This window comes from Flavobacterium sp. (assembly GCF_021151785.1).
Classification (GTDB): Bacteria; Bacteroidota; Bacteroidia; order Flavobacteriales; family Flavobacteriaceae; genus Flavobacterium.
The window spans coordinates 1-20,420 of the sequence record NZ_JAGKWP010000003.1; the positions used below are offsets into that span (position 1 = coordinate 1).

General features: G+C 31.4%; 16 protein-coding genes. 4 read left to right on the forward strand and 12 right to left on the reverse strand.

Annotated elements, in window-relative coordinates; genetic code table 11:
- Positions 1 to 12: 12 nt before the first annotated feature.
- Positions 13 to 1,692: a M23 family metallopeptidase gene (locus QZ824_RS00590; RefSeq protein ID WP_291274105.1), complete on the reverse strand. Its 1,680-nt coding sequence runs from the start codon at positions 1,690 to 1,692 to the stop codon at positions 13 to 15.
- 296 nt (positions 1,693 to 1,988) lie between these two features.
- On the opposite strand from QZ824_RS00590, the gene QZ824_RS00595 reads away from it, so the two are divergent.
- Positions 1,989 to 2,660: a hypothetical protein gene (locus QZ824_RS00595; protein ID WP_291274106.1), complete on the forward strand. Its 672-nt coding sequence runs from the start codon at positions 1,989 to 1,991 to the stop codon at positions 2,658 to 2,660.
- A 48-nt stretch (positions 2,661 to 2,708) separates the two neighbouring features.
- Here QZ824_RS00595 and QZ824_RS00600 read toward each other — a convergent pair whose 3' ends face one another.
- Genes QZ824_RS00600 through QZ824_RS00625 form a run of 6 tightly spaced genes read right to left on the reverse strand, consistent with a single transcriptional unit; the run spans position 2,709 to position 8,914 of the window.
- Complete coding sequence (locus tag QZ824_RS00600) at positions 2,709 to 4,196, reverse strand: oligosaccharide flippase family protein (protein WP_291274107.1); 1,488 nt, start codon at positions 4,194 to 4,196, stop codon at positions 2,709 to 2,711.
- A gap of 7 nt (positions 4,197 to 4,203) precedes the next feature.
- Positions 4,204 to 5,502, reverse strand: coding sequence for a glycosyltransferase family 4 protein (locus QZ824_RS00605; RefSeq protein WP_291274108.1), 1,299 nt, complete (start codon positions 5,500 to 5,502; stop codon positions 4,204 to 4,206).
- Between the two features lie 5 nt (positions 5,503 to 5,507).
- On the reverse strand, positions 5,508 to 5,981 hold the full coding sequence (locus QZ824_RS00610) for a nucleotidyltransferase (RefSeq protein WP_291274109.1): 474 nt from the start codon (positions 5,979 to 5,981) through the stop codon (positions 5,508 to 5,510).
- On the reverse strand, positions 5,981 to 6,115 hold the full coding sequence (locus tag QZ824_RS00615) for a hypothetical protein (protein ID WP_262487918.1): 135 nt from the start codon (positions 6,113 to 6,115) through the stop codon (positions 5,981 to 5,983). The genes QZ824_RS00610 and QZ824_RS00615 overlap by 1 nt, the downstream gene beginning before the upstream one ends.
- A gap of 16 nt (positions 6,116 to 6,131) precedes the next feature.
- Positions 6,132 to 8,570, reverse strand: a complete 2,439-nt coding sequence (locus tag QZ824_RS00620; RefSeq protein ID WP_291274110.1) for a YfhO family protein — start codon at positions 8,568 to 8,570, stop codon at positions 6,132 to 6,134.
- Between the two features lie 59 nt (positions 8,571 to 8,629).
- Positions 8,630 to 8,914: a DUF4834 domain-containing protein gene (locus QZ824_RS00625; RefSeq protein ID WP_291274111.1), complete on the reverse strand. Its 285-nt coding sequence runs from the start codon at positions 8,912 to 8,914 to the stop codon at positions 8,630 to 8,632.
- A gap of 93 nt (positions 8,915 to 9,007) precedes the next feature.
- Between QZ824_RS00625 and QZ824_RS00630 the strand changes: the two genes are divergently transcribed.
- The 3 genes from QZ824_RS00630 to QZ824_RS00640 are packed head-to-tail and all read left to right on the forward strand — an operon-like array spanning position 9,008 to position 11,418.
- Positions 9,008 to 9,964 carry a transporter gene (locus QZ824_RS00630; RefSeq protein WP_291274112.1) on the forward strand — a complete coding sequence of 319 codons (957 nt, stop codon included), beginning with the start codon at positions 9,008 to 9,010 and terminating at the stop codon, positions 9,962 to 9,964.
- 1 nt (position 9,965) lies between these two features.
- Positions 9,966 to 11,084 (forward strand): GTP cyclohydrolase, encoded by a 1,119-nt coding sequence (locus tag QZ824_RS00635; protein WP_291274113.1) that lies wholly within the window; start codon positions 9,966 to 9,968, stop codon positions 11,082 to 11,084.
- A 10-nt stretch (positions 11,085 to 11,094) separates the two neighbouring features.
- Positions 11,095 to 11,418 (forward strand): YbaB/EbfC family nucleoid-associated protein, encoded by a 324-nt coding sequence (locus QZ824_RS00640; protein WP_291274114.1) that lies wholly within the window; start codon positions 11,095 to 11,097, stop codon positions 11,416 to 11,418.
- 58 nt (positions 11,419 to 11,476) lie between these two features.
- Here QZ824_RS00640 and QZ824_RS00645 read toward each other — a convergent pair whose 3' ends face one another.
- The 5 genes from QZ824_RS00645 to QZ824_RS00665 all read right to left on the reverse strand — a co-directional run bounded on the left by QZ824_RS00645 (position 11,477) and on the right by QZ824_RS00665 (position 20,315).
- Positions 11,477 to 12,175, reverse strand: coding sequence for a response regulator transcription factor (locus QZ824_RS00645; RefSeq protein ID WP_291274115.1), 699 nt, complete (start codon positions 12,173 to 12,175; stop codon positions 11,477 to 11,479).
- 2 nt (positions 12,176 to 12,177) lie between these two features.
- Positions 12,178 to 13,761, reverse strand: coding sequence for a HAMP domain-containing sensor histidine kinase (locus QZ824_RS00650; RefSeq protein ID WP_291274116.1), 1,584 nt, complete (start codon positions 13,759 to 13,761; stop codon positions 12,178 to 12,180).
- 71 nt (positions 13,762 to 13,832) lie between these two features.
- Positions 13,833 to 14,420 (reverse strand): dephospho-CoA kinase, encoded by a 588-nt coding sequence (coaE, locus tag QZ824_RS00655; protein WP_291274117.1) that lies wholly within the window; start codon positions 14,418 to 14,420, stop codon positions 13,833 to 13,835.
- 1 nt (position 14,421) lies between these two features.
- Complete coding sequence (locus tag QZ824_RS00660; RefSeq protein ID WP_291274118.1) at positions 14,422 to 15,417, reverse strand: glycosyltransferase; 996 nt, start codon at positions 15,415 to 15,417, stop codon at positions 14,422 to 14,424.
- An 83-nt stretch (positions 15,418 to 15,500) separates the two neighbouring features.
- A complete protein-coding gene (locus QZ824_RS00665; protein WP_291274119.1) occupies positions 15,501 to 20,315 on the reverse strand; it encodes a choice-of-anchor J domain-containing protein in 4,815 nt (1,604 codons plus the stop codon).
- Positions 20,316 to 20,420 lie beyond the last annotated feature (105 nt).

Consider the following 20,420-nt stretch of genomic DNA (forward strand, 5'->3'; position numbering starts at 1 on the left):
TAATAACATATATTAATAAGTAAAATTAGAAGTGAAAATTGTATTGTTATTTAGTTTATCTGTAACAATTAATTTAAACGCATTGAGTCCCGATTTTATTTTCCCATCGGAGATATTATGAGTTAATTTTTTTGTTTTATAGTCATATTCCATTAAAATCCATTCATCGTTTAAATAAGCATTAAATGAATCTATTCCAGATAACATATCCGTTATTGATATGGTTAACGTATTTAATTTTGACACATTGCTTCCTTCAACAAAATTCGGATTAAAAACTCTAGGTGGTATGGTGTCTAAGGCTACTTTAAACTTCCCAAAAGATTTTATTTTTGCTGAAAGTGTATTCCCTTTTCTAAAAGAACTATTATATTCCAATTGATAGCCATTAATGCCTGCAATAAATGCTTTTTTTTGTTCTTCTTCCGATAGTTTAGATATATCAAATGAAATTGTCATGGCACTTTGCATAGCCTCATAATTAGAATCCATTAATAAAACCCCATTAGTTTCCTCAATATTTAAAAAACAATTTTCATAAAATAAATTGGGTGGAAAATAGACTGAAGCCGTTTCAAACTCAAAATTATAATCGTTTTTTGCCTTGATAAAGTATTTTCCTTTACTTGTTTGTGGCAATAGAGGCTCATCTTTGTATTCAAGCGGAATATTAACAATAGTTTTATTTCCATGATAATCACTCACTTCAATTTTATAATTATAGCTATTATTCTTTTTAACTTGAACTCCGTTCATTTTTTTGTTCTCTTGTACCAAAGATAATGGATAAGGTACTTTAGAAAATAATTTTTGGTATCGTTGCTTTAGTAATTTAAACTTTTTAAAATCAATGAAATAATTTATATGCCTAGATTCATCGAAAGCAAATGTATCAAATTGATAGCCGAAATGTGGTGTTCCATTCAAAAAAGCTTGAACTTTATATACCCCATTTTTATTGTATATATTAGTTAGTTGATCATAAGAGTTGATTGCAAAACCAACAACTCCATTTGTATAAACCTTATTAGATAAATAACTTCCATCAGGTTGTTTAAGTAGAGTTAAGGCAATTGGGGCATTACTTTTATTTACCATCGTAGAATCATTCATAGGATAAACCATTACACTACTTACTTCTGGTGCCTTGTCATCCCTAATTAATCGATTCATTCCAAAAGCCATGGGGTTAATGATTCTTTCTGTGTAAGTATCCCTAAATTCAAAATGCAAATGAGGTCCTGCACTGCCACCTGAATTTCCTGAATAAGCAATAATATCACCTTTTTTTACAGGAAAAACTGTTGGATACAAATAAGTTTCAACCTCATAATTTTTCTCTTTGTATTGAAGATTTTTAATGTACTCCTCAATCTTTCCTTCATATTTCTGTAAATGTCCATAAACAGAAGTATATCCGTTGGGATGTGTAATGTAAATGGCTTTACCATAACCAAAAACACTTACCTTAATTCGCGACACATAACCATCTGCGGCAGCATAAACAGGTAAACCTTCTACATTATTAGTTCGAATATCTAAACCAGAATGAAAATGATTTGTTCTTAATTCACCAAATGTTCCAGATAAATTAATAGGTATATCTAACGGAGACCTAAAATAATCTTTGGGATATTGAGCAAATAAAATTGCTGTGGTGAATAAAAAATAAATGGCAATTAATTTCTTCATTAATCTTTGGCTTTGGTGCTAAAATACAAAAATCAAGTGCAATAGCAATGAGAATGTTCAAATTCAAAACTAAATTCTATATATTTCTTTCTAGTTTTCTAAATAAATTTCCACATCCGCTTCCTTCAATTAGAATTAAAAATAAATTAACATTAATAAAATCAGTTCATTAGAAATCATTAACAACTCGTTATCAATTTGTTATCATTCATCTTTAACGTTTTGGCACACGACTTGAAATAGATTAATCAAACAGTAATGTTTTAAAAGATGTTAAACCATTAAAAAGTAAGATTATGAAAAAAATTACATTTTTAGTTGCAAGTTTATTTTTAGTATTAAACGCAGCGGTGGCTCAAGAAACAGAACGAGGAAGAGGTCCAAGAGTAGAATATCATAATTCATACGCTATAAATTATAGAGAGGCAGAACCAATTGTATTTAGAGAAAGAGGTATTGAATTTTTTGTATTCCCAACAGGAGATTTCGATTTTAATACTGTAATCAATGGTCCAAGACCTAGACGTGGAAGCATCAATGAGACATATGGCGCTCCAAGAGTTGAAGACAGAGGTATTCGAGGCGTACGAATTGAACACGACAGTTACGGAAGAGTGCGCCGAGTAGGAAATGTATTCATCAATTATGATTACTACGGAAGAGTAAAAAGAATTGGTAGTGTTTATATGACTTATAATAGTTTTGCCTTAACAAGAATTGGTGGAATGCGAATTTTCTACAACTATCATGGTGAAATTATCGGGGTAAGTGGATTTGTAAATGGTTACGGTGGCTATGCTTACAACCCTTGTCCAACTGGATATAATGGTGGTGGACATGACTATGATGAGGATTGGTATGAAGATGAGGGTGATTTTTACTACTACAAAAAAGATGGTACAAAAGAAAAAATGAAAAAAGAAGACGTAGATGCCATCAAAAAAGATGCATTAGAAAGAAAAGGTTAAAATTATATAGTTTGAAATTGGTTAGTTGATTGAAGTCCTGCGGAGTATTTACGAAGCAGGATTTTTTATTTGTAATACCTTTGAAATAATATTTCGCATCACATAATTAATATCTGAGGATACTTTTAAAACATAATTAATAACCAAATAAAAAATCGTGACTAAAATGGATTTCAATAGTATATTAATAATGGGATGAAAAGAAAACTCCCAAAAATAAAACACAAAAAAAGTAAGTACCGTAATCCCTAAAGAAATTAAATTTTTGATTGTAAAGGGAAATAATTTCATTTTAACAACTACAAAAAACAACTTCGCCAAACTATATAACGTTATGGCTATTAAAGTAGCTATTGCAGCACCATTTAATCCAAATTCTGGAATAAAGTACATGTTCAACAAAACAATAACCACCACTAAAAGCACCCCTAAAAGTAAAACAGCTCTATAGTATTTCGAATTGAAAATAATGGCGTTATTTATACCTAAAATTAAATCAAAATATTTAGACAATCCAATGGTAAAAACAACAAATACTCCTTGTCGATACCCTTCATCAGGCAATAAATTATAAACCTGATTTAAATTAACTAATATTCCAATATAAAGTAAGCCTCCAATGACTTGTAAACTAACCGACGACTTTTTATACAACTCATTCAACTCCTCCCATTTTTTTTCACTCATTAGTTTTGCAGTAATAGGATAGGTTATTTGGTGCATGGCACGCATGGGTACAGAAATAACTAATGCCATGAAAATAGCCACATTGTAAAAAGCAATATTATCAATTTTCAAATACTTATTAATCATATACTTATCGATATCCAACAACATATTGGCTACACTAGCCGATAAAATAATGAAAACCGTATACGTTAAGATGGCTTTACTTTGTTTTGGTACTTTGAAATGCAATCGGATTCGTTTTACTCGATTTGCTGAATACATAATCATGAGTAAACTGATTCCATACACAAACACCAAAGAATAAATAAAATCAGATTGAGATAGATACTCATAATATACTGCAAACAATAAAATAGTAATCAATATTCGAACAAAAACTTCTTTTACGAAGGAACCAAAAACTGATTTCATATGTGCTCGTAACCAAGCATAAAATATTTCAAAATACCCCATGAACAATCCTATGATTGGAATAATCCAAACAAAATCGTACACAATGGCATTTTCTTTGGATTCATAGGCAGCTATGGTATCATAAAATCCATAAAAAAACACTAAAGCTGGAATGACAAATACCAGAGGAACCAGTAACATATAGGTCATGTACTTATTTAAATCTTCCTCCGTTTTGTTATGTTCATTAAAAAATTTAATTAACGTATTTTGAATTCCAAAAGACAATAATGGGTATAAAATATTAGCCGTAGAAAGTACATATCCGGTTAAACCAACATAGTCTTTCCCCAAAAAATAAGGATACATAAACAACGTATTAGCTCCACCAATAGCAAAACCAATAAAGGTTATGATGGTATTTTTTATAGATTGTTTAATGACGATTCCCATAATTTGATTACGAATTTGAAGAAAGTAATTGTGCCAATTGCGCGGTTAAATTCTTTCTGCTGTATTGTTGTAAACCCACGGCATGAACTTTTAAATTAGCATTCAAATATTGTTGAAATTGCTCTAAAACAGTAGCTTTTAATGCTTCTTTTTCATGGTATTGGAAAAACACACCGGTATTTGTAGATTTAATAATCGATTCAAAATCAGAATCTTTTGGCCCAATGGCTAAAATAGGACGCTCAGACACCATATATTCAAATAATTTCCCTGGAATGATGCATTTGGTTTCTTCAGAATCTATTTCAATTAACAACAATACTTGTGAAGATCTCTGCTGAATTAAAGCTTCTTCATGCGAAACATAACCTAGATTATTTACATAATTATCTAAATGATAGTCTGAAATTGATTGCAACACTTCTTTACTTACGGCACCGATTAACTTCAACTGAAAATGCTGAGCAAACGCTTCATTTTCTTGAATTAATTCTGCTAAAGATTCCCATAAAATTTGCGGATTTCTTTGTGATAAAAAAGAACCAATATGCGCCATGGTAAATTTAGCATCTAAGGGCTTCCTCTCTACTTGCTCCACATCATAACCATTTGTTATAACTTCAATAGGTCGAGAGGTCAATACTTGAAATTCTTTTTTAGTTGTGGGAGAAGTCACTAAAACCGTATCACAGTTATTTAACACTTCTGCTTCCCATTTTTTATGTTTCTTTGCTGCCCAAGTACTTAACTTCAGTTCTTTATGGTAACCAATGGTGGTCCAAGGATCACGAAAATCGGCTATCCAATTAATTTTTAACTGTTTTTTTAAGGCTAAACCTATCAAATGTAAACTATGAGGTGGTCCAGTAGTAATAACCGTTTCTATATGATTTTCTTGAATGTACTTTTTTAAAAAGTTCACAGAAGGTTTCACCCAAAATACACGGGCATCAGGAATAAAAATATTACCGCGAATCCACAACATCATTTTTTCAACCAAAGATTGTTTTTTATCTTTTGTGATAATCCCAGCACTTATTTTCTTGGTCTTATTTTTAGAAAAAACAGAAGCCAAAGCATAAGGTTCGAAAATCTTATTTTTTAAAATAATTGCCTTTTCGTTTACATCACTTATCAATTTTTCATCCAATAAAGGATAGTTGGGATTTTCTGGAATGTAAACAATGGGTTGAATTCCAAAATCGGGCAAATATTTCACAAATTTCAACCAACGCTGCACGCCCGGACCTCCTGCAGGTGGCCAGTAATAACTAACGATTAAAACTTTTTTTGTTGGACTTTCCAAAATAACTAATCTAATTTATTTTCTTTTGAATTGACTTTATTTAATTCTTCAATATCTAAAATGTCTTTAATCCGATTAGCTGCAAATTTAGATTTAATTAAATTTTCATAATCAATAAAATTAACTTTCACCCCTGTAATTTCAACAACTGTTGCGTTATTTAACAACTCATCAAAAGAGATATCTTCAAGTCCTTTTACACTTGTCATTAAGTCTAATCGCATTCCAAAACCAATATTTACATCTGTATATCCAGGAATAAATTGCATCGTTTCAACATTTGGAAATTCTATTAATTTTGATGCTTTAAGCGCTTTATTAAGTTTTAAACGATTTTCTAAGGTATCCTTGAAAAAAACATTCATATCACCCGTATTTCTATTATACCCATAAATATTAACAGCAAAACCTCCAATAATAATATATTCTAATTTTTCTAAATCAAAATTTTTCCAAATCTCAAAAACTTCAGGTATCATTATTTCTTAATTTTAATAATTTTTGCAGTTTTTAAAGCATAGGATATTTCAATTAATTTCATTAATCGCTCTAACCTTTCAAAATAGGATAAAGATTGCATCTCAATGATATGTTCTTTTTCAGATTTTGTCATTTTATAGCATTACAAATTATTGAGCAACTTCCTGAGTTTTCTTTCTCCAATAAAAAATACCTAATCCAATTACACCCAACATTAAAACAGAGCTAATTAATGCAATCATTCCCCCTGTTTTTACTACTTCAGGTTCAAATTTGAATTCAATAGTATGTTTCCCGGCTGGAATTTGCAATCCTCGTAAAACATAATTTACATTTAAGATTGTTGCTTCTTTTCCATCAATAGTAGCTTTCCAACCTTTAGGGTAATAAATTTCAGAAAACACCCCAAAACCAGCGTTTGAATTAGATGAAGTATATTTCAAATAGTTTGGTTTATAGGTTTCTAATTTTATGGTTGCTGTGGTATCTTTTATATAACTAGTTGGTAAGCCTTTACCTTTTATTAATGTTCCAAAATCATACAAGTTAAATGTGGCCTCATCCTTCGTTTTTAAAGAATTTAAAGCTTTCATTTCTTCATCCGCTGAATTTACTTTTTTAATTTTTGAGACAAACCAAGCATTTCCATTGGCATTTGGATTTTGCAAGGCCATTGGCGCTCCTTGTTCATTCGTTTGAATCACATATTTTGTATTCAACATGTTTAATGCTTCAATATTATTCTTAGCAATTTGGTAATCAAACAACTCTTGCATTTTTTTTGGCTTGGCTGCATGATAACCGCCGATTGATTTATGGAAGAAAGAAGCACGAGCACTGTTCATATTTCCATCCATTTCGAAAACTCTAAAATGTGATTTATCTTCAAGAATTCGTTTATCGGCTTCTGTTTCTTCAAAAGGACGTTCAATTTGTGATTTCGATACAAAATCTTCCGCTTTAACGTAATTTTTAGCCACAAAGAATAAATCGAAAACCATTACTAAACCAACTAAAAGTACGGTATTGAATTGTGAAAATGTCTTTTTAGTATAGAAAAACAGAACTGCAAAAGCAACCGCTAAAAACCCTAAGGAACGATAAATAGTAGAAAAATACATAGCTTTTCTATCTTCTTTCAATACATCCATAAAATTAGCCCCATATTGTTTCGCATAAAACTCGTCATTTAAACTTGTAAATGAGAACGATCCGCTCAACAACAATAACATTACTAATATTCCCGCTACAATTCCACCTGCATATAACAATGATTTGCCGCGCTCAGTTTCATCACTATTCACAAATGCAGATAATCCTAAAATAGCTAAAACAGGCATGCACAATTCTAATAAAACTTGAATGGATGAAACCGCTCTAAATTTATTGTACATAGGTACATAATTGATGAAAAAATCGGTTAAAGGAGCAAAATGTTTACCCCAAGAAAGAGCCAATGAAAACACCACACCCACTGCCAATGCATATTTAATTTTTCGTTTTTCAACAAATAATGCAAGTATTGCCAAAAAGAAAACTACTATTCCTATATAAGCAGGAGCGGCAACAATAGGCTGTTCTCCCCAATAAGTTGGCATGTGTTTTACCAAATTTACAGCTTCACTTTCAGGAACATTTTGTGCTACAATAAATTGGTACATCGATGAATCCGTCCCTAAATCTTCTGCATTAGAACCACCAAATAATTTGGGAGCAATCAAATTTAAACTTTCAGCAATACCATAACTGTATTCGGTAATGTAGGCATAACTCATAGCGTTGGAATCGGACTTTTTCTTTCCATTCGCATCAAAAGTCAATTCACTATTACTTCTTGTTGAATTAGTAGCATATTCAGAGGTAGCCATTAAGTTTGTAGCATTCACACCAACTGCTAATAAGGCTCCTATTCCAAAAATAGCCAATGATTTAATTAAATGTTTAAAATCTTTTTCTTTACTAATTTCAATAACATAATATCCACCAACAATCAGAAGTAAAAACAAAAAGTAATATGTCATTTGAAAGTGATTAGCTTGTATTTCAAGTGCTGCAGCAATCATAGTTACTATTCCTCCAAGTACATATCTTTTTTGAAATACCCACAATACACCAGCCAAAACTAGTGGCATATAGGCAATTGCATGCGCTTTAGCATTATGACCAACGCCTAAAATAATAATTAAATAGGTAGAAAAACCAAAGGCTAATGCACCAAAAAATGCTTTTAATGGTTTTATTTTAAGACTTAACATTAAAACATAAAATCCAAGGAAATACAAAAATAAATAGTCCGCTGGTCTAGGTAAAAATCGCAATACACTATCCAAATCTTTTATATAATGGTGAGGATATTTAGCCCCTAATTGATAGGTTGGCATACCTCCAAAGGCACTATTAGTCCAATAAGGTTCTTCATTATACTCTTTTCTGAAGTCGATTTGCTCTTTAGCCATACCGGTATATTGAGCTATATCCGATTGAAAAATTTGTTTTCCTTGCAGAGTAGGATAGAAATAAATTAATGCAATTGCAATAAAACCAATTAATGCGTAAAGATGTGGTGCAAACTTATTTAAGTTTTTCATTTTATAGTTTGGATTAAATAATGTACAAAAATAAAAAAACTCCGATTAATCGGAGCATTTTATTCTACTTCTTCAAAATCGATGTACTCTCCTACTTGTTTAGTAGGCTTTGACGCCTCCTTTTTTGTCTCTTGTTGATTCTGATTTTGCTGATAAGATTGATATTGTTGCTGATCAAATTGCTTTTTTATATGTTCTTCAGCCTTTTTTGCCATTTGTTGCACTAAATAAGGAGCCAACAAACGCATTAAAAACTTAAATAAGTAATAGAACAAAAATATATAAAACAATGTTTTAACCAATCCTTGTAAACTTGCCGTATCCATTCTCGTATTTTTTTTCAAAAATAAACATTATTATTTCATAACATACTTAAAATTATTATAAAATATTTACTTTTGAATTCAATTATTCATTTGATCAAATTTAATAAAAAGATGGTATCTAAAAGAATTTTAGCGCTTACTTCTCTGTTTTGTACATTCATAGCACAAGCTCAATTTACAGATGAAGTGAACTCAAATCGACCTGGTAAGTCAATGATGGCTTTTTCGGTTGGAAAAACAATTTTTCAAGCAGAATCTGGAGTGAATTATGTAGCAGAAAAACACAATTTATTAAATTATGATGCTAAAGGATATAATGGAGAATTAACACTTAGATACGGTTTTTTAAAAGAAGAATTAGAAATTATTGGAGAAATTCAATATCAAAAAGATAATTACTCTTCTTATGGTGTTGAAACAAGTAGAAGTGGAATACGAAATGCAATTATTGGGGCAAAGTACTTGTTTTATGATCCATTTAAAAACTATGAAGAAAAACCTAATTTGTATAGTTGGAAAGCAAATCATCGTTTTAAATGGAGACAATTTATCCCAGCTTTAGCAGGATATGCGGGAATAAGTTTCAATATGGATAAAAAAAATTACTTCGGCTATGGTCCCGCTTTAGAATCTTCTGCTAGCCCCAGAGCAATGGTAATTGCGCAAAATCACTTTGGAACAAGATGGGTTTTAGTAACGAATATTGCTTACAATAAGATCAGCACTGATTATGCTAGTATTGATTATGTAGTTACACTAACAAGAGGAATCAATCAAAATTGGTCGGCCTTTATTGAAAATCAAGGATATAATGGAAAATACTATAGTGATGGAATTTTTCGTTTTGGAGCCGCTTATTTATTTAATAAAGACATGCAGATTGATGCTTCATTAGCTAGTAATGCAAAATCAACTCCAAGTATTTTATATGGTGGAATAGGGTTTACTTGGCGATTTGTAAAAAATTATCAAGAAGTTAAAATGGCAAAACCAGGCACACAGAGTAAAATGGACAAAAAAATGGATAAAAAAGCAGAAAAAAATAAAAGAAAAGATTCTGTAGAATAAAATGATAGAGGTAAAAGAAATTTTTAGCAAAAAAGAATTAAAAAAATTCATTCAGTTTTCATTTGAATTATATAAAGATAATCCTTATTGGATACCGCCATTGATAAATGACGAGTTAGAAACCTTTGACAAAACTAAAAATCCTGCTTTTCATTCTGCAGAAGCACATTTTTACCTAGCTTATAAGGATGATAAAATTGTAGGCAAAACAGTTGCTATAATTAATTGGGACGAAGTCAATCAATTAGGTAAAAAGAAAGTTCGTTTTGGTTGGTTTGATGTTATAGATGATATAGAAGTAACAAAAGCTTTATTGGCTAAAGTTGAGGAATTCGGTCATAAACATCAAATGGAAAACATGGAAGGACCACTTGGTTTTTCTAATTTAGACAAAGTAGGAGTCTTAACCGAAGGATTTGACCAACAAGGTTTAATGATTACTTGGTATAACCATCCATATTACAAAGATCATTTTGAGCAATTAGGTTTCATAGAAGAAAAAAAATATATAGAGAGTAAATTTCTTTTTAAAAATGTAGACATTACTCCTTTTGAAAAAATTGCTTCTGTTTTAAAACAACGATATGAATTAAAACCTATAAATTTTACACATTCAAAAGACATTATGCCTTATGTAGATAAAATGTTTGCTTTATTCAATGCTACTTACTCGAAACTTCAGTCTTTTGTTGCTATAAATGAAATACAAATTGACTATTTTAAAAAAAAATACATAGGATTAATCAATCCAGAATACATCAAATTCATTGAAGATAAAGAAGGAAACCTGGTTTCGTTTAGTATTGTCATGCCCGATTTTTCAGAAGCTTTAATTAAAGCAAAGGGTAAATTATTCCCTTTTGGTTTTTATCATTTACTCAAAGCTAAAAAGAACAATAAAAGTGCCGTTTTTTATTTAATTGGCGTATTACCAGAATACCAGAGTAAAGGAATAACAGCCATTGTTTTTGATGAATATGCCAAAACATTTAAAAAGAACGGCATCGAAACGTGTATTCGCACACCTGAACTTGAAGAGAATCACGCCATTCATAATTTATGGAAGCATTTTAATCCAATTATTCATAAAAAAAGAAGTACTTATATTAAACAATTATAACTGATAAACTATGTTTGGAGACGTAATGGGAATGATGGGTAAAATAAAAGAAACCCAACAAAAAATTGAAGCTACAAAGCAACGCCTAAATTCCGTTTTAGTGGATGAAAAAAGTAACGATGGTTTATTAACCGTAACCATGACTGCAAATCGAGAAATTAAAAGTTTGATTATTGCTGACGAACTCTTACAAGACAAAGAAATGCTTGAAGATTATTTGATTACCACATTAAACAAAGTAATTCATAAAGCAACAAATGTCAATGAAGCTGAATTAGCTGCAGTAGCAAAAGAAGGAATGCCTAATATACCAGGTATGGATTTATTTAAATAAAAAAAGCCCCAAAATGTAGTTAACATTTTGGGGCTTTTTAATTTTCAAAACTCTTTCACTATTGATTAATTACCAATCTAAAACCTTCTCCATGAATATTCAAAATTTCTACGCGCTCATCACGTTTCAAGTACTTTCTTAGTTTAGCAATGTAAACGTCCATACTTCTAGAAGTAAAGTAATTATCATCTCTCCAAATCTTAGTAAGTGCTAGCTCTCTTGGCATCAAATCATTAACATGCAAAGCTAACATTTTCAATAACTCAGATTCTTTTGGAGATAATTTCACTGGTTCCTCATCACCATAAGACAAAAATCTTAGTTTTGAATTTAAATGAAACTTACCTATTTCAAATTCAAATACATTTGAGTCTGGTTTTGTCTCAGAAGCTTTTCGTTGCATGATAGCTTTAATCTTCATCAATAATACTTCTGAATCAAAAGGTTTATTTAAATAATCATCTGCCCCTACTTTATAGCCTTTCAATACGTCTTCTTTCAACGTTTTAGCTGTTAAGAAAATAATTGGCACTTCCTGATTTTTTTCTCTAATTTCTCTTGCTAATGTATATCCATCTTTATAAGGCATCATTACGTCAAGGATACATAAATCATAAGTTCCTTTTTTAAACTTTTCAAATCCTTCCATCCCATTCTTGGCAAGGGTTACTTCAAAATCGTTGATTACTAAATAATCTCTTAACACAGATCCAAAATTTGGATCATCTTCAACTAATAATATCTTTTTTGCTTCCATAACTAATTAATTAATGGCAATTTTATTATAAATGTACTTCCTTTTCCTTTTTCACTCTCCACAAAAATCTGGCCATTGTGATCATCAACAATTTGTTTTACATAGGCTAAACCTAAACCATGGCCTTTAACATTGTGTAAATCACCAGTATGCTCTCTAAAAAATTTTTCAAAAACTTTTTTCTGAGCTACCTTAGACATACCTATTCCATTATCCTGAATTTTGATTAATATACTGTCTTTGATATTTTCAGTATAAATATTGATAATAGGATTGTCTTTAGAATATTTCATAGCATTGTCTAAAATATTAACCAGCACATTAGTAAAGTGTACATCATTTAACAACACTGTATTTCTTGTTGCATTAAAATGTGTGTGAACCTCTCCTTCTCTATCTTCTAAAATAAGACTTATATGATCAATAGCGTCTTCAATAAATTCATTTACCTGGTGTGGTTCCTTATTTATTTCAAGTTCATTTCTTTCTAATTTAGAGATGCGTAAAACATTTTCAACTTGAGCATGCATTCGCTTATTTTCGTCCTTAATCATTTGAAGATATTTTTGAACCTTCTCTCTATCTTCAATGATTTTCGGATTCTTTATAGCATCTAAAGCTAAATTTATAGTTGCAATAGGCGTTTTAAACTCATGTGTCATGTTGTTTATGAAATCCGTCTTTATTTCAGAAATTTGCTTTTGTGTTATCAATTGTTTTAAAGCACTAGTGTAAGTTAATATAATGATTAACGTAAATAGTAACGACAAAATTGACATTGGAACTAATTCAGAAAACACATAATTTGTTTTATTAGGAAATCTAACTAACAATTCATATTTAGAATGACCATCTGCATCAATCAATATTGGCATACCATAAGTTGTACATTTATCTAGCCTAAATTCTTCAGATTTAATTTTAGTAGCCAATCCATTACTGTAAACAGCAAATTCAAAAGGCGTTTTAATACCTGCTTTATTCAGTTCAAAACTTAAAATACTATTCAACATGTTAGCAGATAATCTTCTATGGATTGGTCTCTGCGAAACTATATCCCTAAAAGCTACATAAAATTGAACTCGATCTAAAACTTCAAGATTACCTGACTTTTCTACAGTCACATCAGGTTTTGATTTAAATCCTGAATTTGAGCCATCTAAAGCATTATTTTTATATACTTCCGTTTTCCTTTTAGAAACATAATTTTTAACACCTATTGGATATGCATTTTTATCAAAAAAAGAACCATCTATTCCAAAATCTTCAGGAATAATTGTATTGGTGTAAATAACTGTTTCGTTTGTTTTAGCGTCTTTTTCGTAGAAATAAATCTTTCTTAATTGCTCTCTTTTGGGCTCTCTACCTAAACTGTCTTTGATTTGGAAATAACGTTTATAAAAATCCATTACTTCTTTATCGTCTAATTTTTTTGCAACATTATTAAGAACTTGTTGGGTGTGATGTTTAAACTGTTCATCGTTTTTTATAAATGAGCTATTAATCCAATACAACTGAACCAAGATAATTCCAATCATGGAAATACTCATCAAAAAAACTAATATTCGAAACTTGGTTTTATTCATCTCTTACAAAATTACAACCTAAAACGGAAGTGTTAAGAAGATTAACCAAACATTAACATTTATGTTAATTTTTAAAGATTTTTCAATTTTTGAAGGATTATTTTAACTTGTTTATGCATTTTCTCTATTTCGTTATTCTCAATAACAAATGTTGCTAAAGAAGACTTTTCCTTGTCAGTCATTTGATTTTCAACTACTTGAAGCACTTCTTCTCTTGTTTTCAAATCCCTTTTCATGACTCTATTTATACGATCTTCTAGAGGAGCAGTTACCAAAATAGTAGCATCACATTGTAAATGACCTTTTGTTTCAAATAAAATAGCCACTTCCTTAATTACAAAAGGATATTTGGCATGTTCCATTAACCAATGTTGAAAGTGTGCTTTAACTTTTGGATGAATAATGGCATTTAATTTTTCCAGTTGAACTCTATTCTTGAAAACAATTTGGCTAATTTTTTTTCTATCTAAATTCCCATCCTTATCTGTTATTTTTTCAGCAAAAACAGATTGAATTTCAGCTATAATTTCAACTTGGTCCATCAATTTTCTAGCTTCATCATCTGCAATATAAACAGGAACACCATTTTGCTCAAAAAAACGAGCTACAGTTGTTTTTCCACTTCCAATTCCTCCAGTTAAACCTATAATTTTAGTCATTTTATTTTCTGAAAAACATTTTTGGAAAAGCAGTTTGAGGATTTTTATTCAATATATGAATTTGAAAGTAAGCATTTAAAAAACCTTTCCCATAACCATAAAACTGAATAATTGCAGCAATTATTGAATAATAACCAATTCTAACACTTTTATTTTCAATAGTTGAAAGTAAACCTAATGATAAAAAGTAAACTAAATATAAAACTATTAAATAATAAAAATTAAAAAGAATACAAACCAATGAAAGAAGAAATCCAAGCAAAAATAAAGTTGGAAACCAAAAAGTAATTTTTGTGTATTCTGGATACCATTTATTTAATATAGGACGGGCTAAGCCAAATTTATTAACTTGAATATAAAATTTATTCCAATCTATTCTTCTTTTGTGATACACATAAGCCTCAGAAATTAATTTAGTTTTAAATCCTGCTTTCCAAAGTCGAATAGACAAATCTGGATCTTCACCTGGATGTATATTACCAAAACCATGAGAGACCTCAAAAGCATGTTTTGAAATACCCATGTTAAAACTTCTAGGTTGAAATTTACCTATTTTTTCACTACCTCCTCTAACTCCACCTGTAGTAAGAAAAGAGGTCATTGTAAAATTAATAGCTTTCTGAATATCTGAAAAGCTATCTAAAGCCTTATCTGGTCCTCCAAAACAATCAACATATTCATTTTCTAAAGATCGATGAATTTTTTCTAAATAATCTGGAGGAATAATACAATCTGAATCTAAAACTATAAAATAATCTCCTTTCGCGACACGCATTCCAAAATTCCTTGAGTCACCGGGTCCTGAATTAGATTTGTAATGATAATTAATGGATAATGATGTATACTTTTTAATTACCTCTTTACAATCAACTGACGAACCGTCTTCAATAATTACTATTTCAAAGTTATCATCATAAGTTTGATGGAGTAAACTTTCTAATAACTCATCAATTTCGTCAGGTCTATTAAACACAGGAATAATCAAAGAAAAATACATATCACTTTTTTTTACAAAGATAAACATAAAAAAAGAAGTCCCGATGATTAGTCGGGACTTCTTCAATTTACAATAGTATAACCTTATTGTTTAATCACTTTAATAGTGTGAATTAAATCACCAGAAGAGATATTTACAATGTAAGTACCAACAGCTAAATCAGCCATATTTACTTGAACATTAGTATCGTTTGCATTCTTGTTAATTACTTGTTGTCCTAGTAAATTAGTTACCTTAACATTTGTAATCGTAGAAGAATAAGATAAATTCAATACATCTTTTACTGGATTTGGATAAGCTACAAAACTAGACATATCAAAAGAAGATGAACTCAAAGAAGCATCATAAGCAGAAATTTGATATGAAATTGTAGAAACACCTGTATTATATTGCCAAGTGTTAACGTAAAGTATCTCACCAGCAGTTCTATTTGTTAATGATATTAACGAATAAGAACCATTTGAGCTACTGTCATCATCACAACTCACTAAGACTAAGTTTCCGCACGTACCACTATAAACAGCCATACCTGTATCACCTCCAGTAAATGTACCACCAGTTTCAATAGTAATACTACCTGATGCTGGCACAACTACTGAATACCATACGTCACCACCAGCAAAAGATGCACAACCTGGTGCAGGAGGATTAGAATTTGTTGCTCCTGTTAAATTAGCTGTTAATGGATTTGTATTAAAAGTAGCGCCCGGAGTTAAAACTATAGCACCTGAACAATTATCATTCGCAGGTGGAACCAAAGGAGTTGTAAACATAAATGTATACCAAGGACTTAATGATCCGTTACAATTACTTCTTACGTGAACATAATAAACTGTATTTGGAGTCAATGAACTTGGAGAATAAGTATTTGTTGTTATAGCTGTACCAGCAGTAGTTGGATTAGCGGCTAAATTATCTATCACATATTCATAAGCTCCAGATGTAGTATTCCATGTAATAGTTGCACTAGTTGGAGTTAAACTTGTTATTGTATTTGAATTTGGTGAAGGACATGCTGGAGTAAGCTCTAAAGCAAAATCATCAAATGATACATACCATGGAGATGAAGAAGGTTGATTCACTCTTACAGCAAAATAATAAGTTCCTGTAGTTGTAGGAACAAAAGTTGCGGTAACCTTATTATAAGCTTGAGCTGCATAAGTAGAACCAGTACCTGGAACATTATAAGTAGATCCAATCTGAGTTGCACCAGTAGAATTTTGAGTAGTATTTACAAAATAATCTACAGCCCAACCTGTACCGTTATCTCCTTGAATAAAAGATGAAAAATCATATGAAGTACCAGCAACTAAATCAAAACCTGGTGTCCAAATGAACTCATTTGTAGCAGACCATGAATTTCTAATATATTTAGTACCTGTATTAGCAGTACTGTAAGTTCCATTCGTATTTTGTGAAGTCCAATCTCCATTTTCTTTAAACCAACATGAAGGGAAATTTGTTGTACCAACTGTTGTTAATCCTTCAAATCCTTCATTCCAAGGCAATGCAGTTATAGGAGCACAAGCAGTTGTAAATGTGATAGTAGACCAATTGCCATAAACTCCACTAGAACATGTAGCTCTTACATGTAAATAATAAACTGTTTGAGGGCTTAAACCAGATGCTACATAGAATGTTGATGTAGTAGCAGTTCCAGAAGTTGGAGGTGTTGCTGATGTAGTAACAGCATACTCATAACCTAAAGCTCCACCATTAGACATATCATTCCAAGAAGTATTAGCACCAAAAGCTGTAACGCCACTCACAACTAACCCTGTCATATCAGGACATGTTGGTGACAATCTAATTTCAAAATCATCAACAAAGAAATCAATATCCGCAGAACCATCAGCAGTACCTTCAACCGCTCTGTAAGCAAATCTTACTGTTTGTCCAGCATAAGAATCTAAATCAATTACATTCATCGTACCTGTCGGAGCAGGAACATTTGAATTATTATACGTATATAAAACAGACCAATTGTCTGTACCTGTTGTACTAACCAAAACCTCTACAAAATCATCTGATTCCCAATTTGTAACTGCTGTAGTAAGACCATAATTTGTAGCCGCAGCATTAAATCGTAATTCATAACCAGACGCAGGAATTGTATATTGTGGAGAAATAATCCAATCATTAGCAGATGCTAAATAAATATTATATTTGATAGCACCTGTTGTTCCTAAATTTCCAAAACCGTCTGCAGCCCATGAATTAGTTCCTAATGTAGCAGGACCAGCTGTTAAAGTACCATTATCGCCTTTTAACCAGCAACTTGGTAAGAATGTAGCAAAAGGTTCCAAAACAGGAAATACTGTTACTGGAGCACAAGCAGTTGTAAATGAAATAGTAGACCAATTACCAAAAGTTCCACCTGTACAAGATGAACGAACATGTAAATAATATACAGTTTGAGGAGTTAATCCTGATGCCACATAAAAAGTAGATGTAGTTGCAGTTCCTGATGCTGGAGGTGTAGCAGATGTAGTAACTGCATATTCATATCCTAAAGCCCCTCCATTAGACATATCATCCCAAGAAGTATTAGCACCAAAAGCTGTTACTCCACTTACAACTAATCCTGTCATATCAGGACAAGAAGGTAAAGCCTCCCAAACTACATCGTCTACCAAAATACTATTAGCCGGTGATCCCGTATGTCTAAACGCTGGATAATTTGAATAAGTTCCAGCTGGTACATTATATACATAATCTGCATAAGTTAATGAAGATGCTGTAAATGAAGTAAATGCAACAAACGAATTACTATCTGTTGGATTAGTCAAGTATCCTAATTCTAAAATACCACCAACAGTAAAATTAGCACGCATTTTAAATTTAAATCTATGAGTACCTGCACCTAAATTAGAAACTGGAATAGTTCTAACTATAGCCTGATTCGTAGCAGATGAACCGTAAATATATAAACAGTTAGGCGTAGAACTACTACTTGAGTTTTGAGTATTTACAGTACCTGTAGTTCCAACTTTAAACCAACAATTAGGGAAAGCTGGAGTTGTAACCGTATCAAAATTTTGAATAAAACTAGTAACTTCACCACAGGCTGTAGTAAATGTTATTGTTGACCAATTTCCAAAAGTTCCACCTGTACAAGAAGAACGAACATGTAAGTAATATACTGTTTGTGGAGTTAATCCTGAAGCTATATAAAAAGTAGATGTAGTCGCAGTTCCTGATGCTGGAGGTGTAGCAGATGTAGTAACTGCATATTCATACCCTAAAGCTCCACCATTAGACATATCATTCCAAGAAGTATTCGCACCAGATGAAGTAACACCACTAACAATTAAACCTGTCATGTCAGGGCATAAAGGTGTTAATCTGATTTGGAAATTATCTATTGAAAAATCAATATCAGCACCTCCATCATTTGAACCTTCAACCGCATGAAATGCAATTCTAATATTTTGACCTGCATAAGCACTTAAATCAATAACATTTGTTATTCCCGTATTTGAAGGCTGATTAGTCCCATTATAAGTATACAAAGCTGTCCAACCTGTAGTTGAACCTCCAGTAGCAATTAAAACTTCAATATAATCATCCGATTCCCATTGAGTCGTAGGAGCAGTTGTACTAGCATATTGTGTAGCAGCAGCATCAAACTTTAACTCATAACCTGAGGCTGGAATATTGATTACGGGAGAAATGACCCAATCATTAGCTCCTGTTGTATAAATATTATTACTAATTGCACCTGTTGTACCATTATTAGCAAAACCATCTGCAGCCCACCCTGAACCAGTAGTCGCTGTTGGTCCAGTTGTTAAATTCCCACCAAACATATTTATCCAACATGTGGGTAAAAAAGTATTAAAAGGCTCTAAAATTGGGGCATTTAAAATACTTGGAGACAATACTAACGCTGTTGATGCCGCTGTATTACCTGAACAAGTTACTTCACAATAATATGTATTAGTAGAAGTAATAGAGGATACAACATAAGTAGAAGCATTTGCTCCACTAATAGCTACTCCATTTAAATACCATTGATAGGTTAATCCAGTACCCATGTTTGTATTTTGTAAAGACAATGTAACAGATGCCCCATAGCATGGATTAGCAACAGAAGCAAGAGTATTACCTGGAGCTGGAGTTCCTGAACAAGGTAATGGAGGTGACCATAAAAGTGTCAAACCATTTGATGGAAAATTTGTTGCAGTTGAAAAACTATTAGCTGATGTATTTAATGTACCTGAGGTTGAAGGTGAGGCAAAACTAGTAAAAACTCTATTATTAAAGTCAGCATTTGTAGAACCTCTTAATCCAATTTGCCTATTTGAAGTACCTGTAACAGCCGTTGAACCAATAGCAAAACTTCCTGGACCATAAACCACCTTAACTAAATTTCCATTTTCAACCAGCCTAACTTGGAAACTGAATCCATAAGCATTTGTTGTACTAGTCGAATAAGCAGGTCTAAAATCTTTCCACTCAAAAACAATTTCTCTATCTGGAGCATTCCCTACAACATCCCATTTCATTTCACCTGTTCTAGAACCAAGATTAAAAAAAGTATTTAAATCACCACCAAAAGCAGAAATAATACCTGTAGCTGTAGAAGCAGTACTTATTGGGGTTGATGTAGTTGTTGAGGGTGCTGTAGCTCCCAGTGAAAGGAAACCATTTCCATTCATGTAGACAGTAGACACTGAAGTACCATTAAAAGTAAAGTTAAATGGCAAGTTAATTGCTGAAGAGTTGTAACTATCCATAGATCCTGCAATTGAATTTGCAGTTGCAGTTGCTAACACAGTTCCACCTGACAAAGGAGTAAACGTGCTATTGCTTTGCGAAAAAGAATAGTTTGATACCTGAGCATTAATTTGCCAACTTAAAAATAAGGCTATTAACCAAAAAGTAATTTTTTTCATTTTAAGTTTATTATATTGTTAATTGAATGTAAAAGAAATAATTTATTTCTACATCCTAAAATTTTACAACAATATTTTTTAAACAAAAAACTACAGTAAAAAAGA

Excerpts from the sequence above, each read along its gene's own strand:
- QZ824_RS00615 (WP_262487918.1), bottom strand. The coding sequence starts at position 6,115 with ATGACAAAATCTGAAAAAGAACATATCATTGAGATGCAATCTTTATCC.
- QZ824_RS00610 (WP_291274109.1), bottom strand. The coding sequence starts at position 5,981 with ATGATACCTGAAGTTTTTGAGATTTGGAAAAATTTTGATTTAGAAAAA.
- QZ824_RS00620 (WP_291274110.1), bottom strand. The coding sequence starts at position 8,570 with ATGAAAAACTTAAATAAGTTTGCACCACATCTTTACGCATTAATTGGT.
- coaE (WP_291274117.1), bottom strand. The coding sequence starts at position 14,420 with ATGACTAAAATTATAGGTTTAACTGGAGGAATTGGAAGTGGAAAAACA.
- QZ824_RS00600 (WP_291274107.1), bottom strand. The coding sequence starts at position 4,196 with ATGGGAATCGTCATTAAACAATCTATAAAAAATACCATCATAACCTTT.
- QZ824_RS00630 (WP_291274112.1), top strand. The coding sequence starts at position 9,008 with ATGGTATCTAAAAGAATTTTAGCGCTTACTTCTCTGTTTTGTACATTC.
- QZ824_RS00645 (WP_291274115.1), bottom strand. The coding sequence starts at position 12,175 with ATGGAAGCAAAAAAGATATTATTAGTTGAAGATGATCCAAATTTTGGA.
- QZ824_RS00635 (WP_291274113.1), top strand. The coding sequence starts at position 9,966 with ATGATAGAGGTAAAAGAAATTTTTAGCAAAAAAGAATTAAAAAAATTC.
- QZ824_RS00595 (WP_291274106.1), top strand. The coding sequence starts at position 1,989 with ATGAAAAAAATTACATTTTTAGTTGCAAGTTTATTTTTAGTATTAAAC.
- QZ824_RS00660 (WP_291274118.1), bottom strand. The coding sequence starts at position 15,417 with ATGTATTTTTCTTTGATTATTCCTGTGTTTAATAGACCTGACGAAATT.
- QZ824_RS00640 (WP_291274114.1), top strand. The coding sequence starts at position 11,095 with ATGTTTGGAGACGTAATGGGAATGATGGGTAAAATAAAAGAAACCCAA.
- QZ824_RS00650 (WP_291274116.1), bottom strand. The coding sequence starts at position 13,761 with ATGAATAAAACCAAGTTTCGAATATTAGTTTTTTTGATGAGTATTTCC.
- QZ824_RS00665 (WP_291274119.1), bottom strand. The coding sequence starts at position 20,315 with ATGAAAAAAATTACTTTTTGGTTAATAGCCTTATTTTTAAGTTGGCAA.
- QZ824_RS00590 (WP_291274105.1), bottom strand. The coding sequence starts at position 1,692 with ATGAAGAAATTAATTGCCATTTATTTTTTATTCACCACAGCAATTTTA.